General features: G+C 24.0%; 12 protein-coding genes. 5 read left to right on the top strand and 7 right to left on the bottom strand.

Going from position 1 to position 15,527, the window contains the following annotated elements; genetic code table 11:
- Nucleotides 1–193 precede the first annotated feature (193 nt).
- Entirely contained in the window at nucleotides 194–1,084 is an 891-nt protein-coding gene (locus ACZ5EC_RS06470) for a sigma-70 family RNA polymerase sigma factor (RefSeq protein ID WP_464304136.1), read from the top strand.
- A 70-nt stretch (nucleotides 1,085–1,154) separates the two neighbouring features.
- Here the strand turns inward: ACZ5EC_RS06470 and ACZ5EC_RS06465 are convergent, their stop codons facing one another.
- Nucleotides 1,155–2,618 (bottom strand): 3-deoxy-D-manno-octulosonic acid transferase, encoded by a 1,464-nt coding sequence (locus ACZ5EC_RS06465; protein WP_464304135.1) that lies wholly within the window; start codon nucleotides 2,616–2,618, stop codon nucleotides 1,155–1,157.
- 65 nt (nucleotides 2,619–2,683) lie between these two features.
- Here ACZ5EC_RS06465 and ACZ5EC_RS06460 point away from each other — a divergent pair, with 65 nt between their 5' ends.
- The 4 genes from ACZ5EC_RS06460 to trxB all read left to right on the top strand — a co-directional run bounded on the left by ACZ5EC_RS06460 (nucleotide 2,684) and on the right by trxB (nucleotide 8,674).
- Nucleotides 2,684–5,611, top strand: coding sequence for a tetratricopeptide repeat protein (locus tag ACZ5EC_RS06460; protein ID WP_464304134.1), 2,928 nt, complete (start codon nucleotides 2,684–2,686; stop codon nucleotides 5,609–5,611).
- Between the two features lie 262 nt (nucleotides 5,612–5,873).
- Nucleotides 5,874–7,259, top strand: a complete 1,386-nt coding sequence (locus ACZ5EC_RS06455; RefSeq protein WP_464304133.1) for a S41 family peptidase — start codon at nucleotides 5,874–5,876, stop codon at nucleotides 7,257–7,259.
- A gap of 17 nt (nucleotides 7,260–7,276) precedes the next feature.
- The gene (locus ACZ5EC_RS06450) at nucleotides 7,277–7,675 is read left to right on the top strand and encodes a secondary thiamine-phosphate synthase enzyme YjbQ (protein WP_464304132.1); all 399 of its coding nucleotides are present in this window, start codon (nucleotides 7,277–7,279) and stop codon (nucleotides 7,673–7,675) included.
- A 78-nt stretch (nucleotides 7,676–7,753) separates the two neighbouring features.
- Entirely contained in the window at nucleotides 7,754–8,674 is a 921-nt protein-coding gene (gene trxB, locus ACZ5EC_RS06445) for a thioredoxin-disulfide reductase (RefSeq protein ID WP_464304131.1), read from the top strand.
- A gap of 86 nt (nucleotides 8,675–8,760) precedes the next feature.
- Here the strand turns inward: trxB and ACZ5EC_RS06440 are convergent, their stop codons facing one another.
- From ACZ5EC_RS06440 to ACZ5EC_RS06415, 6 genes are all read right to left on the bottom strand, one after another.
- Entirely contained in the window at nucleotides 8,761–9,486 is a 726-nt protein-coding gene (locus ACZ5EC_RS06440; RefSeq protein ID WP_464304130.1) for a ComF family protein, read from the bottom strand.
- A 17-nt stretch (nucleotides 9,487–9,503) separates the two neighbouring features.
- Entirely contained in the window at nucleotides 9,504–9,812 is a 309-nt protein-coding gene (locus ACZ5EC_RS06435; RefSeq protein ID WP_464304129.1) for a hypothetical protein, read from the bottom strand.
- 89 nt (nucleotides 9,813–9,901) lie between these two features.
- A complete protein-coding gene (locus tag ACZ5EC_RS06430; protein WP_464304128.1) occupies nucleotides 9,902–11,263 on the bottom strand; it encodes a response regulator in 1,362 nt (453 codons plus the stop codon).
- Nucleotides 11,264–11,505: 242 nt separating this feature from the next.
- Nucleotides 11,506–12,486 (bottom strand): MDR/zinc-dependent alcohol dehydrogenase-like family protein, encoded by a 981-nt coding sequence (locus tag ACZ5EC_RS06425; protein ID WP_464304127.1) that lies wholly within the window; start codon nucleotides 12,484–12,486, stop codon nucleotides 11,506–11,508.
- 132 nt (nucleotides 12,487–12,618) lie between these two features.
- The gene (locus ACZ5EC_RS06420) at nucleotides 12,619–13,773 is read right to left on the bottom strand and encodes a cyclic nucleotide-binding domain-containing protein (RefSeq protein ID WP_464304126.1); all 1,155 of its coding nucleotides are present in this window, start codon (nucleotides 13,771–13,773) and stop codon (nucleotides 12,619–12,621) included.
- A 197-nt stretch (nucleotides 13,774–13,970) separates the two neighbouring features.
- Complete coding sequence (locus tag ACZ5EC_RS06415; protein WP_464304125.1) at nucleotides 13,971–15,224, bottom strand: aspartate aminotransferase family protein; 1,254 nt, start codon at nucleotides 15,222–15,224, stop codon at nucleotides 13,971–13,973.
- Nucleotides 15,225–15,527 lie beyond the last annotated feature (303 nt).

Raw genomic sequence — 15,527 nt, 5'->3', positions numbered from 1 at the left:
GATAACTTAATAATAATGTATGAAAAATATGAAAAACCTAATTAAATTAAAATAATTTGATTTAGGGATAAATAATAAAATAACAGAATTTATTATATCAAAATAAATATTGTCTTAATATTTCACCAAAATTAGTTGGCATTATAATTGCTATATTAATAAACAAATGATTGGAAATAATCTGGAGGTTAAAATGATTCAATTAAAAGAAAAAGAAATTGTTGAAAATAATGTTGAAGTTATTGATAAAGATATAGATAAAGATTTTTTATTTAAAAAATATTTTAATGATGTAAAAAAGTTTAGATTATTAACCCGAGAAGAAGAGGATGAACTTTCAAGAAAAGCTAAAGCAGGTGATGAGGAAGCAAAAGAGATTTTAATAAATTCAAATTTAAGATTTGTTGTTTCAGTTGCAAAGAAATATCAAAATCAGGGTTTACCTTTAATGGATTTAATTGCTGAAGGGAATGTAGGACTTTTAAATGCTGTTGAAAAATTTGATCCTGATATGGGTTACCATTTTATTTCTTATGCAGTATGGTGGATAAGGCAGGCAATTCTTAAAGCTTTATCTGAAAAAACAAGATTAATAAGGCTTCCTTTAAATAAAATGAATGACCTTTTACATATTGAAAAACTTATTGATGAGTTTCAAAATAAAGGTTTAAATATAGATATAGATGAAGTTTCTAGAAAACTTAATATTCCTAAACAAACAATTGAAGATATACTAACAATTTCACGGGATTACCTTTCTTTTGATTACAAATTTACAGATTCAGCAGATTCAGCTACTTTAGGAGAAATTTTACCAGATTCAAGTATTGATCCACAAGAAAATTCAGAAAATTTATATGTTAAGGAAACTATTGATAAAATTTTAGATACTCTTACCCCTAGAGAAAAAAATATTATAATTTTAAGATTTGGTCTCAATGGTGAAAAAGCTATGTCTTTACAGGAAGTTGGTAATATTTACAATTTAACAAAAGAAAGAATTAGACAGATAGAAAAAAAAGCTTTAAGAAAATTAAAACACCCAAGCAGAGCAAAAAAGTTAAAAACTTTGTTTGCTGCATAGATTAAAAAAAAGTTAGAAATAAGTATAAAATTAAAAATAATAAAATGAATAATAATCAATATATGGATACTTATATATATTTTTTTATAATTTCCAGTGGATTGGTTTTATCTAATAAAGTGTTAATATAAGTAGGTTTTTGAAAAGAAATAGCAGTATAATTTCTTAATAAATTTCTTAATTTTAAGCTTAGAAATTTGATATAATAATTTTGATCAAAATTATTGATCTCTTTATTATCAATAATAAAGCAAATGTTTTTTTCAATCCCTTTATCAAAAATATCTCTTAAATTTGTTAAAAAAGGTCCACTTATAACATAATTATTGTAATATAATGGTTCTAATATATTGTGTCCCCCACCATGTTCGAAAAAGGTTGCTCCCATAACTGTAATATAACTTAAGCAGTATAGATTATGCAATATCCCAAATTTATCCACAATAATTATTTTGATCTTTTTTTTGTTGTTTTTATCAATATTTATAGTATCATGGTTATTTTTAATATTTTGTATTTTACTATTATTAATTTTAAATAAAGAAAGTAAAAAATTTTCAAACTCTTTCATTTTAGAAAGAAAGTTAATTTCTATATTATTTTGAAAATTCTTATTTTTATAAATTTCTTTATTTTTAATAATTTTGTTAAATTTATCTAAAATTTCTTTTGAACGTTCAGGATGGCGGGGCGCAAAGAAAATAATTAATTGGTTATTTTTAATAAAATTTGAAGTTTCATCAACACTATTTGATGTATTCAGATTTAATAATATTTCAAAAATACTATTAATAAATATTTCTTCCTCTTCTTTATGGGTTGATGCAAATGTGATACTTTTTAATTTAGTTATTGAAGTTTCAGGTAGAGGGAATTTCTGATTTATTTTGAGATTTCCACTTAATATAATTTTAGTTTCTTTAACCAGTAATTTGAAATATCTGTAACTTCTTTCATTTATTGTAAAAATTATATTAAAAAGTGAATAAAGATTATTTATAATACAACTCATTTTTAAATAATTTTTAAACTTTTTTTTATCAATTTTTGCTTGTATAAGAAAATTTTTCCCTTTAAATAGTTTTGATAATATTAAAATAGATGGCCATATTTCACTTTCAACAAAAATTGTTTTTATAGGTTTAAATCTTAGGTATAAAATAAAAGTATAAATAAAATTTTCAGGAAATAGATAATTAAATTGAATGGTATTATTTAAATTATTTTTATTTGTAAAATTTTTTAATTTTTGATATCCTGTAAAAGAAGTTGTAAAAATTAATATATTTTTGTTATTAAATAATTTATCTAAATGATTAATTATTGTATTAATTTCACCTGCTGAGGTTGCAATTATAAATATATATTTACTATTATTTGTATTCTTTTTTAAAAAAAATGGAGAAATATATCTTTTATATAAAAAATATAATAAATCTTTTCTTTTGATATTTATAAAACAATCGATGATAATAATAAAAGGGAAAAATATTATAGTTAATACAAGATAGATTAAATATAAAATATTTTTCATGCTTTATTTTTTCCTTAAGTTGTTTAATATATTATTAATATAAAAATTGATGTCAAGAAATTAATATGGGTAAAAACTACACAAAAATTTTTAAAATTTTAGAACATTTAGGTGAAGGAACAATATCTGAGATAGAGAATAAGATTAAAGATGAAGATAAGATTATTGAAGATATTAAAGCTGATTTAGGTATTGAAGAAGAAAATGAACTTAATCTTGATGAGATATTAAAAGAAGACCTGGAAGCAATAAGTGAAACTCCAATAGAAGAGGAGTCTTTAAAATCTGAAGAGTTTCCAGAAATAGGAATAGAAGAGAAAGAAACAAAAGAAGAAGAAGAAAAGACAAAAACTGATATAATCCAAGAACCTGAGATTTCTGAAAATATACCAGAAAAAGAAAATGAAGAGATTGGGATTGAAGAAACTGAAACTTTAGATTTAAGTTCATTGGAAGAAAACATCCCTGAAGAAATTGAATCTGGAAAACAGCAGGAAGAATTTGATTTAAGTTCTATAGAAGAAGCAATTCCTGAAGTAAAAGAAGAAAAAAATATTTCAGAAGAATTAGAATCAGAAACTCTGGAAGAAAAACCAGAAGAGGAAATAGATTTAAATGCCCTGGAAGAATCTATTGGGAAGGAAACTGAAACACCAATTGAAGAAGAGAGTGTTAAAGAAGAAAAGATTGAAAAAAAAGAAGCTGAATTAGAACCTTCTTTACCAGAAGAGGAAGCTGCTTCAACTAAAATTGAAGAACAAAAACCTGAAGAAGCTGAAGAAGAAATAGAAAAAACTGAATCTATTTCTGAAACAGAAAATATAGATTTAGGGGAAATTGAAGCAGAATTAGCACCTTCTTTACCAGAAAAGGAAAAAGCTTCAACAGAAAATGAAGAACAAGAATCTGAAAGTATTGAAGATCTTAATCTGGAAGAAGATCTTGATCTTGGTGAATTGGAAGAAAAAATTGAACCTGAAATTGAAAGTACAGAGGAAGAAGGAATAGATTTAGGTGAATTAGAAAATATCGAGGCTAAACCTGAAGTTAGTGAAGAAAAAATAGAAGGGATTCCAGAAAGCGAAAAAGATGAATTTATAGACCTTTCAGATCTACAGGAAATTGCCGGAATTAGTGAAGAAGAGCATGAAGAAGAATTACAAGATATTTCAATTAGTGAAGATGATTTAGAAATAATTAAAAATACTTTAAAAAATGATTACCCTGTATGGTTATCTAAAGAGATAAAAAATCTTATTTTGAATGATGCACTTGCTGTAAATGAACTTCAAACACTTATTGATTTGATAGTTTCAGGTGCAAATTATAAAGATGTTGAAAAATATTTAGAAAAAACTTTAAACATAAAAGTTAGACCTTCTGAAGTTGAAGAAAAAGTTTATATACCTTCAACATATGAAGTTATTTTTCCATATATTAAATGGGCAACAATATCAATTTTCACATTATTCCTATTAGGTGTAATAACTTTTTATTTTATATATATTCCATCAAAAGCTAAATCATATTATAATCTTGGATATAAGTATTTAGAAAAAAATAAAATCGAAGAAGCACAAAAGTATTATAATATAGCTATAAACTATAAAATATATCCAGAACAAATATTAAGGTATGGAAAAAAATATTTTGAATTAGGGTATTACAAAATTGCTGAAGAAAAAATAAAATATGGAATAGCATTAAAACCCAATGATATAAGATTTTATTTCGCTTTATCAGATGTATATTTTGCTCAGAAGCTATATGACAAAAGTATAAAACTTTTAGAAAATCTTTACGCTAATGTTAAATTTTCAAAAAATCCTCAACTTTATTTAGAAATTGGTAAAAAATATGAAATGTTAAAACAATATCAGGATGCAATTTCTACATATGTGGAGGGAATAAGAAATGTAGGGGCAAATAAAGATATTTATTTTAAATTGCTTGATGATTCTATTATTACTGAAAACTTAAAAGCTTCAGAGAAAGTTTATAATATGATATTTTCTTTAAATGAAAAATTAATAGATGATAGGATTTTTACTGACTATGCAGCATTGCTTTTAAAAAATAAAAAAGATTTTGAAGCAATTAAAGTAATGGACAGGATTAAAAAACACAATAAATATTATGCTCCCGTATATTATTATTATGGTATTTATTATAAAAATAGAAGAAAACCTGATGAAGCTTTAGCTAATTTAAAATTTGCTGAACAGATAATAAATCTTGGTTATGCTGATAAAAAATTTCTTGATAAAATATATAACTTTATAGGTGAAATTTATCTTGATAAAGGGGATAAATATTATCCAGAAAGTTATAATTATTTTAATAAAGCTATAGCAGAAAATCCTGATAATCCTAAACCATATTACAATCTCGCAAAGATTTACTATTTTTATACAAATCAATATGAAATAGCTTTAAAAAATCTTTTAACAGCTGAAAGACTTGGATATACTGATGATAGAGCAGAGTATATGAAAGGATGGATTTTTTATAAAATTGGGAATTATAACAATGCTATTAAAAGATTTGTTGTACTTCAACAAAAGTATATAAACAATATAAATTTGAAACTTGCTGTTGGAAATACTTTTATAAAATTAAAAAAACCTGAATTAGCAATAGGTTTTCTTGAATCAATAATTTCTTATTGGGAAAATCAAAAAAGAAGTATAAAATTTTTAAATATTGAAAATCCAGATATTGCTAAAATATTTATCAATCTTTCAGTAGCATATAACAATTTAGGAGTTGCTTATCAGATGTTAGCAGAAAAAACAGGAAATACCGATTATTCTTCAAAAGCTTTACAGTATTTTTTAAAATCTCAAGAAGAATATAGTAAAAGTAATGCTAATTTTCAGGTGAATTCTGAAGCTAAAATCAATTCCTTATATATTTTGCATCCAGATATTAAAAGGAAACTATTATTAATGGATAGTAAAAATTATTTTCCGGATGATATATTTAATCAATAAGTATAACAAAATAATTTATTATTGATAAAGCAATTTTTTTATAGCAAAACAATTCTATTTATAATAAAGCAATTTTTCTTGTAACAAAACAATTTTTTCTACCAAAGATATTTATTTATAAAAGATAATTATTTTATAACAAGATTCTTTATTCAATTTGAATATTTTTTCTGTATTTAAAAAAAATTGATTTTAAATTTAACTATTATTATATTTTTGTTATATTTGGTTCAAGGAATACTATTGTTTTAAAGGAGCTTTTATGTTTAAAAACGAGAGAAAAATATGGATAGCAATTACTTCTATTTTACTAATATTGCTTGTATTTGCATATTTTAGTCCAGTATTGAAATCAATGGGTGTATTTAAACCCAAAGATGATTTTTTTAATAAATTACAGAATGTATTAAATGTTGTTGAAAAAAATTATTATGTTGATCCTGGTACAGAAGAGGATTTATATGTAGGAGCAGCAAAAGGAATTATTGAAAAACTTGATGACCCTTATTCAAGTTATTTAACCCCTCAAGAAATTAAAGATAGAATAGAAAGTTTACAGGGAAAATTTGGTGGAATTGGTGCCTGGGTAGGATATAGAGATGGTTATGTAATTATTATCAAACCTATAAAAGGTTATCCTGCATATAAAGCAGGTCTTTTACCATATGATAAAATTATTGAAGTTGATGGAGTTAATGTAGTTGGAAAAAGCCTTGATAAAGTTGTTTCAATGTTAAAAGGGGATCCTGGAAAAGAAGTTAAGATTTTGATAAAAAGGGAAGGTGTTGATGAACCTTTGACTTTTACAATTGTAAGACAGGTTATTGAAATACAATTTGTAAAATGGGGGAAAATAGATAACAAAATTGGATATATTAGAATAGAACAATTTGGTGATAATGCTGATAAAGGGATGAAAAAAGCATTAGAAGAGTTGATTGATAAAGATAAAATGAAAGGGATTGTGGTTGATCTTAGAGGTAATCCAGGTGGATATCTTGATGTTGTATTAAATATTTTAGATATGTTTTTAGACAAAAAACTTTTGGTTTATACTGAAGGGAGAAATAAATCATTTAATAAACAATATTTTTCAACCAATGTAAAACTTGTTCCTGATGATGTAAAATTAGTTGTATTAGTTGATGAAGGTTCAGCATCTGCATCAGAAATTTTTACAGGAGTTATGAAAGATTATGGTAGAGCAACTATTATGGGAACAAAAACTTTTGGTAAAGGGTTAGTTCAACAGATCTTCAATTTACCTGATAGGTCAGCAATTATTTTAACAGTTTCCCAGTATTTTACACCTAAAGGGTATCAAATAAACCATAAAGGAATTGAACCTGATATTAAAGTTGAACCTCTTAAATTAACTGATAGTGAAAAGTTAAAGGTTTCTATACTTATAAAAGATAAATATATTGCAAATTTTGTTAAAAAATATGGAAAAAATTATAGTAAAAGTCAGTTTGAAAGTTTTAAAAAACAACTTAAAACAAGGAATTTACTAATTAATGATTTTTATTTGAAAAAATTAATTTTTAATGAGATAACTAAAGATGATGTTGATATGTTGTTTAATCTTACTTATGATACACAATTACAGGCTGCATATAAACAGATTAAAAAAATGTTATCTAAATAGAATATTGGGGAGGATTTATGCTAAAAGTTATAAATGTTAATTCTACACAAAGAGAACAGATGATAGATATTACTCCTGTTATTATTGAAGAAGCTAAAAAATCTAATTTTAAAGATGGAATTGTAATAGTTTATGTCCCTCATACTACTGCTGCTGTAACAATAAATGAAAATGCAGATCCTGATGTTAAAGCTGATATATTAAAACATTTAAAAGAAATTATCCCATATAAAAATAATTATAAACATTTTGAAGGGAATTCAGATGCACATATTAAATCAACTTTAGTAGGTGTATCTGAAACTATAATGTTTGAGAATGGAAGTCCAGTTCTTGGTAGATGGCAGGATATATTTTTTTGTGAATTTGATGGACCAAGAAATAGAAAAGTATATCTTAATTTTATTGGCAAATGAAATATAGGGAAATAATTTTAAGTTTTTATTGTTAAAAATAATCTTTTTATGAGTTTATTGTTTTAGGAGGGTTTATTTATGATGTATGATGTTATAATTATTGGTAGTGGTCCTGGAGGATTAACTGCAGGTATATATTGTCCTAGATATGGTTTAAAAACCCTGATTATAGAAAAGATGGCTCCAGGTGGTCAGATGAATTTAACAGAAAAAATAGAAAATTATCCAGGTTTTGATGAACCAATAAATGGATATGAACTTTCTATGAAAATGGAAAATCAAGCTAAGAAATTTGGTGCTGAAATAGAATATGGTGAAGTAATTGAAGCAGAACTTGATGGTAAAATAAAAAAAGTTAAAACTGATAATGCAGTATATGAAGCGAAAGCTATTTTGATAGCTACAGGAGCAGCCCCTAGAAATCTTAATGTCCCAGGAGAAAAAGAGTTTACAGGTAGGGGAGTTTCTTATTGTGGTTCATGTGATGCTCCAATGTTTAAAGATAAAATTACTGCTGTAATTGGTGGTGGTGATACTGCTTTGGAAGAAGCTGATATAGTTTCAAAACATGCTGCAAAAGTTTATTTGATTCATAGGAGAGATAAATTCAGAGGACAAAAAATATTACAGGATCTGGTTTTAAAAAATCCTAAAATTGAGATTATATGGGATACAGTTGTTACAGAAATAAATGGAGATAAGTTTGTTAATAGTATCAAAACAAAAAACTTAAAAACGAATGAAGAAAAAATAGTTAATGTTGATGGGGTTTTTATTTTTATTGGTAATATTCCAAATACAGATATATTTAAAGGACAGATTGAACTTGATAAAAATGGATTTATAGTAACAGATAGAACTTATAAAACATCAAAAGAAGGGGTTTGGGCTTGTGGAGATGTTATTGGAAAAGATTTAAGGCAGGTCGCTGTTGCTGTTGGAGAAGGAGCACAAGCTTCTTTTGATATATATAAATACATTAGTAATATGAATGAATAAAACATTTCATTTTAATAAAATATATTATTATAAAAAATAAAATATATTGTTATAAACTATATTGCTTTTATTTTGAATTGTTTAGTTTACATTTTAAATTGGGTTCGTAGTAAAGTCAATGAATAGACTTTATTACAACCCATTTTTTTTAATTGAGTTGCAAGAAAATTAATTGTAGCTCCAGTTGTAAATATATCATCAATAAGTAAAATATTTTTATTTTTTATTTTTTTTAATTTATTTTTATTTTTTGTTATATGAAATTTTTTACTGAAATCAAAATTTTTCTTATTTCTTTCAAGATGTGTATATATTTTCCCTTTTTCATAAAAAAGGTTAATAATCTTTTTATTTATTAGAAAATTAATTTTTTTTGCAAATTTTGTTGAAATTGAATATCCTCTTTTAAGTTTTTTAGTATATGATATTGGAACAGGGACAATTAAATCTATATTATTAGTATAAAAATTTAATTTAGTTTTATTAAAATTTTTAATAGTAAAATTTATAAAAAAATCAGCTATTTTTAATTTTGAATGGTATTTGGCTTCAATAAATGCTTTATGATAGAATTCATCAAATGGAAGACATGAATAATTATTTTCAAATATAAAATTCTGAGTTTTACAAAAACAAGCTGTCTTAAGTTTTTTTAAATTTAGAGAGCATTTTGGACAGGGTGAATAGTTATAAAGTATATTTGAAATTTTATTTAAACACTCATCACATATCTCTTTTTGTGAAGGAATCTCTTTTTTGCATATAACACAGGTTTTATTTGATGTTAAATCTAAAAGGTTTTCCAAAAACATTTTTTATGTCTTGCTTCCTATTCAACAATAAATGGTTCATGTTTAATTGCTTTTGATCCCTTTTTTATCCAGAGTTTTACTACTGTAACAAGATTTCCAGAACTATCAGTTACTTTTTCTATTTCTTCTATTTTTATTATATCCTTAACATCAAATTCATAAAATATATTTTTTTTTAAAAATAAGATTGGTGTTAATAAAATTTTGTTTTTAATTCCTGGATTTTTAAATAAACTACCATAAAAACAAATTGCATTAACAGAAGCTTCTTCAATATTGTACTCTTTAATTTCTTTAATATTAAGCTTTTCAAGATATTTTTCCATAAAATCCCCTTTTAATAACTATAATATATTTTTAAGGAATTCATAATCTTTAAAATAGATAATAATTTTATTAAATTTTGACAAGAAAATTATTTGGAAGATTTAATTAGCATTCTTATTGTTTCAATAAATTTTTTATTATCAAAGGGTTTAACAAAATATTTATTAACACCAGCTTGAACAGCTTTTACAAGAAGATTTTTTTGATTATAAGCTGTAACAATTATTATTGGTGTATCTTTATATTCTTCTATTTGTCTAATTTCTTTAACAAGAGTTATACCATCAATTTTTGGCATTGAAATATCAAAAATAAATAGTTGGTATCTGGTTATTCGAGCTTTTAATAGTGCTTTTTCAGGGTCAGTTGTAGTATCAACTTTATAACCTTCTAGAGTTAAAAGATTTTTTATAAATTCACAAATAAAAATAGAATCATCAACTACTAAAACAGATCCACTTTTAAATTCATGTTTTCTTCTATCAATTATTTCTTCTTTTTTTTCTACTACTTCAGCAGGTTTTTTATCAGATCTTCTATCTTTAACCCATGAAGAACCACTCTTCCCTTTAGCTGCTTTTTTTACTTCTGCTGCAATCTTAGCAAGATCTGAAATTGTATTAAATATTCTTTTTTCATTTGTAACAATAGCCAATGAAATAGATAAAAATTCAAATTTTTTAGTATTTCCGTCTCTATCTTTTGCAACAATATGCTTTCTTTTCCTATCTTCTTCATTATAAAAATCTGGAGCTTTTTTATCAAACTCTTCACATACAAAATTAGCAATAGGTTCAAATTTATCTAAAGTTGTAGTTAAAATAAAATCATCACCACCAATATGTCCAATAAAATCATCTGGATTACCAAATTTTTCTTTTGCTTTTTTTAATAGGTCAGCAGTAAACAGGATAACATCATCACCTTTTGAAAAACCATATATATCATTGTAAGGTTTAAAATGGTCAAGGTCAGAATAGATAACAGCAAATTTAACTTTATCTTGGTTATTAATAAGATACTGTAACTTTTTATTAATAGCTTTATTTCCAGGTAATCCAGTAAGAGGGTTATTGTCTTTTGATAAAAACATTCTATAAACTAATTTTATTCGTGTATCAAGATATCGTAAATCATAAGGTTTTATAATAACTTCATCAGCACCAATTTCAACATGTTGAGCAAGGTCATTTAATTTGTCTTCTTCAGTTAAAAGAAATATAGGTACAGCTTTTAAAACTTCAAAATTTTTAATAAGTTTAATAATTTCTAAAGGGGGGATTAATTTTAGAGAAGAATCAACTATTATGATATCAGGAATAAAATTTTTTATAATAATATCGATTGGAGTTTTACCAGATGTTAAAAGAAATTTATAGCCTTGTTTAATTAAAAATTTTCCAGTTGATTGAATTAATTCATTTTTATCAGAAAAACATAGAATATTCAATTTTATCCCTCGTAAATATTATTTTAAATAGTATATAATTATTTTTAGAATTTTCAATATAAAAAGATTTTATTTAAAAAAAATATATAAGAAAACAAAAATAAAATTAATATTATATTTCAAAATACAAATTGTATATCAAAGAAGAAAACAATATGTAAATAAAAAAGAAAACTAATTGAAAAATTTTAGATAAATTTTTATTTTGGTTATAAAACATAATTGTAAAAAACATTTAATCATTAACTATATTTTAACAATATTTTTAAGCTACCTTTTCTAGAGGCTTCAGAAAAAGCATCAGGGAAATCCTCAAATTTATAAATATTTTGTATTAAAGGTTTAACATCAACAATTTTATTTTTTAAAAACTTCAAAGATTGGTCAAAATTACCACATCTTGACCCTGCAATATTGATTTCATTAACTGCAATTTTAGAAATATTTATAGAAATATTATTGTGAATTGTTGTTTTTAAAAAGATTATCCCTTTAGGTTTAATATAGTTTAATGCAAAATCAAGTCCTGAATTTGAACCAGTTGCTTCAATAATCACATCAAATTTTGTATCTTTTAGTTTTTTGTAAGCTTCTTCAAGCAATAAAGTCTTTATCCCCTTTTTAGAAGCGATTTCCAGTTTTTCTTTATGTTTACCAACAAGCAATAGAGAGTTTGAAAAAAAACTCAATCCTAATGTGCTTAAAAGACCAAGTTTTCCATCACCAAGAATAAGTATATTTTTATCAAATGAGAATTTATATTGTTGAGTAGGTTCTAAAGCAGCTGCTAAAGGTTCTGTAAAACAAGCTTCTTCATCACTTATTGAGGAATTAACAATATGAAGATTTCTTTCAGGAAGTTTTATGTATTCAGAAAAAGCACCATCCCAGTTTAAAATTCCCAGAACTTTTCTATTTTTACAATGCTTAAACATCCCTATTTTACAGTATTCACATTCTCCGCAAGCAATATTAATATCACCAACAACTCTTTGTCCTATAAGTTTTTTGTTGGAGGATTTAACTACTTCTCCAATAAATTCATGGCCAGCGATTCCATTAAAATTATAATATCCTTTAAAAAGTTCAATATCAGTATTGCAAATACCTGAGTATCTAACCTTTATAAGAGCTTCACCCTGATTAATTTCTGGAACTTTTTTTTCAATTTTTATAATTTTGTTGTTTTCAAATTTAAAAGCTTTCATCTTTAATTTATTCATATTTTTATAATATTTTATTTACTAATTATGTCAAATTTTTAGGACTAGAATTAGGATGAATTTATATAATTTTTATACATATGGTATGGTATTTTTTTAAGTATAAGTTTTAAAGGAATAATTAATTAAAGATTAGTGTAATAAAGGTAAGGAAATATTTAAAATGGATTGATTGTTTTTATTTTGTAATTTTATTAATCCCTTGTGATCAGATATAATTTTAGTTGAAATTGGAAGATCAAAAGAATTAAAGTTATCAGATAAAAAATTAACATCATCATAATTAAAAATAATTTCATCAGATTCAAATGGGATATAAATACCATGCATCATTAAATCAATGTTAAATTGATTATGGTTGTTATAAAAATTTATTTCTAAAATTTTATTTTTTTTAGATTCTGCAATTGAAATTAAATATTTTATTAAATGAATAATTGATTTGCTAATATATTTTTCATCTACAAATAACTTTTCATTTTTACATTTATTATCTGCAATAATTTTAATATTAAGATTTTTTGTATAGTTTTTAATATTTTCAATAATGTCAGTAAAAAGATTATTGGTATAAATTTTTGTATAATTATATTTATAATTATTTTTTGAATAAAATAGTAAATCAGATATAGTTTCTTCAATTACTTTAATTTCATGTTTTAATGAATGAAATATCTCTTCTTTTTCCTGTATATCCAGATCTAGTTTTTGATATAATTCTAATAATCCATTAATAACAGTAATTGGATTTTTCATTTCATAAAGATATTTTATTAAAATATCATATAGAATATTTTCTTTTTCTTTAAGTAATAGATTAATCTGTGATTTTTTTAAAGAATCAATTTCATTTTTAAGTTTTTTAACATAGGTATTATTTTGATTTCTTAGATCTTTTGTTATGTTTCTAAGTATTGCAATTGTAACTTCTGGAAAAGAAAGAATTTTAAAAAAACCTGATTTATCTAAAGATATTAAAATAACATCTGTTTTAGCTTTAACAGAAGCAGATCTTTTAAAGTTATCTATAAAAGCCATTTCCCCAAAAAATTCACCTGCTTCCTTAATAGCAAGAACTTCTTTGTAATCTTCATATTCTTTATAAATTTCAACTTTACCTTCATAAATAATATAGAAAAAATCTTTTTCAGAATTATCTACTATTATTAATGAATCTTTTTCAAATTTTTGTACATGAAAATAGGGTAAAAGAGTAGAAAACTTATTATTATCTAAATTTTGAAAAAGTGGAATAGCCTGTAAAAATTCAATATATTGCGTAAACATCTTTCTTTATTTAAATTAAATTTTCAAAATGTCAATAAATTATTATATAATGCTAAATTACTAACATTTAGAAATAATATTAACAGTTTATTTATTTTATTTTGTTGAAGTTTTATCTGGAAAATTGAATCAATTTTAAAATTAGTAAAAAGATATTTAAAAACAGTATTATAAAGTTTAGTAGCTAAATACTTTAATTAAAATTTATTTACTATATATTCCAAAGATTCTTCTATTGCTTTAGCTGCAAATTTGATATCTTCATCTGTATGTCTATATGCAATATAACCATGATGATAAGGTTGTAAAAAAACTTTTCTTCTTATTAATTGTGTATAAAACACTTCTCTTTTCTTTTTGTAAATTTTTTCTGGATCTTTTTTAAATGTTATAAATGGCATTTGTGGAATTCCACTTAATTCAGCTTGTGACTCAGGATATTTTTTTATAGCTTTATCAACAAGTTTTAGGAAAAGTTCTCCTTTTCTTTTTATTTCCTCTAAAACATTATCTCTTTCAATGATCTCAATTGTTTTTAATGCAGCAATGTATGAAATACTGTTTGGAAAAAAAGTTGAAGAGATAAATACCTCTTTTTCACCCATCTTCATAATCTCTTTTTTCCCAGTTACAGCACTAATTGAATAACCATTTGCTAAAGCTTTTCCAAATACAGCTAAGTCAGGAGTTACATTGTATATTTTTTGGGCACCTCCTAAGGAAACTCTAAATCCTGTTCGGATTTCATCAAAGATTAAAACAGCATTGTATTTTTGAGCTATTTCTTTAACTTCTTCTAAAAATCCTTTTTTAGGCTCTTCAACTTTTGCTCCAAGAGGATGACCAATTGGGGTAATGATAATTGCAGCTGTATCTTTACCATGGGTTTCCATTAGTTGTTTTAATGAATCAATATCATTATATTTAAACTCAAATACATCTTCATAAAGTTTTTTAGGTATGCCACCTTTTACTTCAACACACCAATCATGCCAGCCATGATAACCACATCTCATAACTTTAGTTTTTCCTGTAAAAGCCCTTGAGAGTCTAATTGCTGTAGTTGTAGCATCAGATCCAGTTTTAACAAAAACTGTCATCTCTGAACATGGAATTAAATCCTGAAATTTCATAGCAAGCTTATTTTGATAAGTTTGTGTTAATGAAAAGCAAAAACCTTTGTTTTTTATCTGATCAATAACAGCGTTGTCAACTTCTTCTTCTCTATAACCTAAAATAATAGGACCGTATGCACAGAGAAAATCAATATATTCGTTTCCATCAATATCAACAATCCTTCCCCCTTTTCCATGATCAAAAAAAATTGGATATTCACCTTCAACAAAATTATATGGTCTTCTAATACCAAGTACCCCACCAGGAACAAGGTTTTTTGCAATTTCAAACTCTTTAAAATTGTTTTCTAAATTCAATTTTGGATAATTTCCCATTTAATACTCCTTTTTAACATTTCTAATTATTTAATATAAATAACCCTTTTAAAAGTTCCTTTTATAATTTTTTTTTAAATCACAAATTTACAAAGTCGATTTAAAATATCAAATTTTATAAATATTTTAAAAATATAAAAATTTTATTTTTATTTAACTTAATGTTAAACTATTGTAAAAAAATCATCTTTAAAATAATAAAAAAAAATTAATAAACAAGTGAAAAATTTCTTTTTGTTAATAATAAAATTGAAATTATTGAGATTTTAAAAAATAAAGAGTTAATTATATCCTAATTAAAAT

It is taken from the genome of Exilispira thermophila (assembly GCF_055389015.1).
Note: the sequence above shows the minus strand (reverse complement) of the source record. Positions and strands in the feature narration are given on the sequence as shown.

What these genes read in the sequence shown, in the direction of transcription:
- ACZ5EC_RS06470 (WP_464304136.1), top strand. Translation starts at nt 194, where the DNA reads ATGATTCAATTAAAAGAAAAAGAAATTGTTGAAAATAATGTTGAAGTT.
- ACZ5EC_RS06465 (WP_464304135.1), bottom strand. Translation starts at nt 2,618, where the DNA reads ATGAAAAATATTTTATATTTAATCTATCTTGTATTAACTATAATATTT.
- ACZ5EC_RS06460 (WP_464304134.1), top strand. Translation starts at nt 2,684, where the DNA reads ATGGGTAAAAACTACACAAAAATTTTTAAAATTTTAGAACATTTAGGT.
- ACZ5EC_RS06455 (WP_464304133.1), top strand. Translation starts at nt 5,874, where the DNA reads ATGTTTAAAAACGAGAGAAAAATATGGATAGCAATTACTTCTATTTTA.
- ACZ5EC_RS06450 (WP_464304132.1), top strand. Translation starts at nt 7,277, where the DNA reads ATGCTAAAAGTTATAAATGTTAATTCTACACAAAGAGAACAGATGATA.
- trxB (WP_464304131.1), top strand. Translation starts at nt 7,754, where the DNA reads ATGATGTATGATGTTATAATTATTGGTAGTGGTCCTGGAGGATTAACT.
- ACZ5EC_RS06440 (WP_464304130.1), bottom strand. Translation starts at nt 9,486, where the DNA reads ATGTTTTTGGAAAACCTTTTAGATTTAACATCAAATAAAACCTGTGTT.
- ACZ5EC_RS06435 (WP_464304129.1), bottom strand. Translation starts at nt 9,812, where the DNA reads ATGGAAAAATATCTTGAAAAGCTTAATATTAAAGAAATTAAAGAGTAC.
- ACZ5EC_RS06425 (WP_464304127.1), bottom strand. Translation starts at nt 12,486, where the DNA reads ATGAATAAATTAAAGATGAAAGCTTTTAAATTTGAAAACAACAAAATT.
- ACZ5EC_RS06420 (WP_464304126.1), bottom strand. Translation starts at nt 13,773, where the DNA reads ATGTTTACGCAATATATTGAATTTTTACAGGCTATTCCACTTTTTCAA.
- ACZ5EC_RS06415 (WP_464304125.1), bottom strand. Translation starts at nt 15,224, where the DNA reads ATGGGAAATTATCCAAAATTGAATTTAGAAAACAATTTTAAAGAGTTT.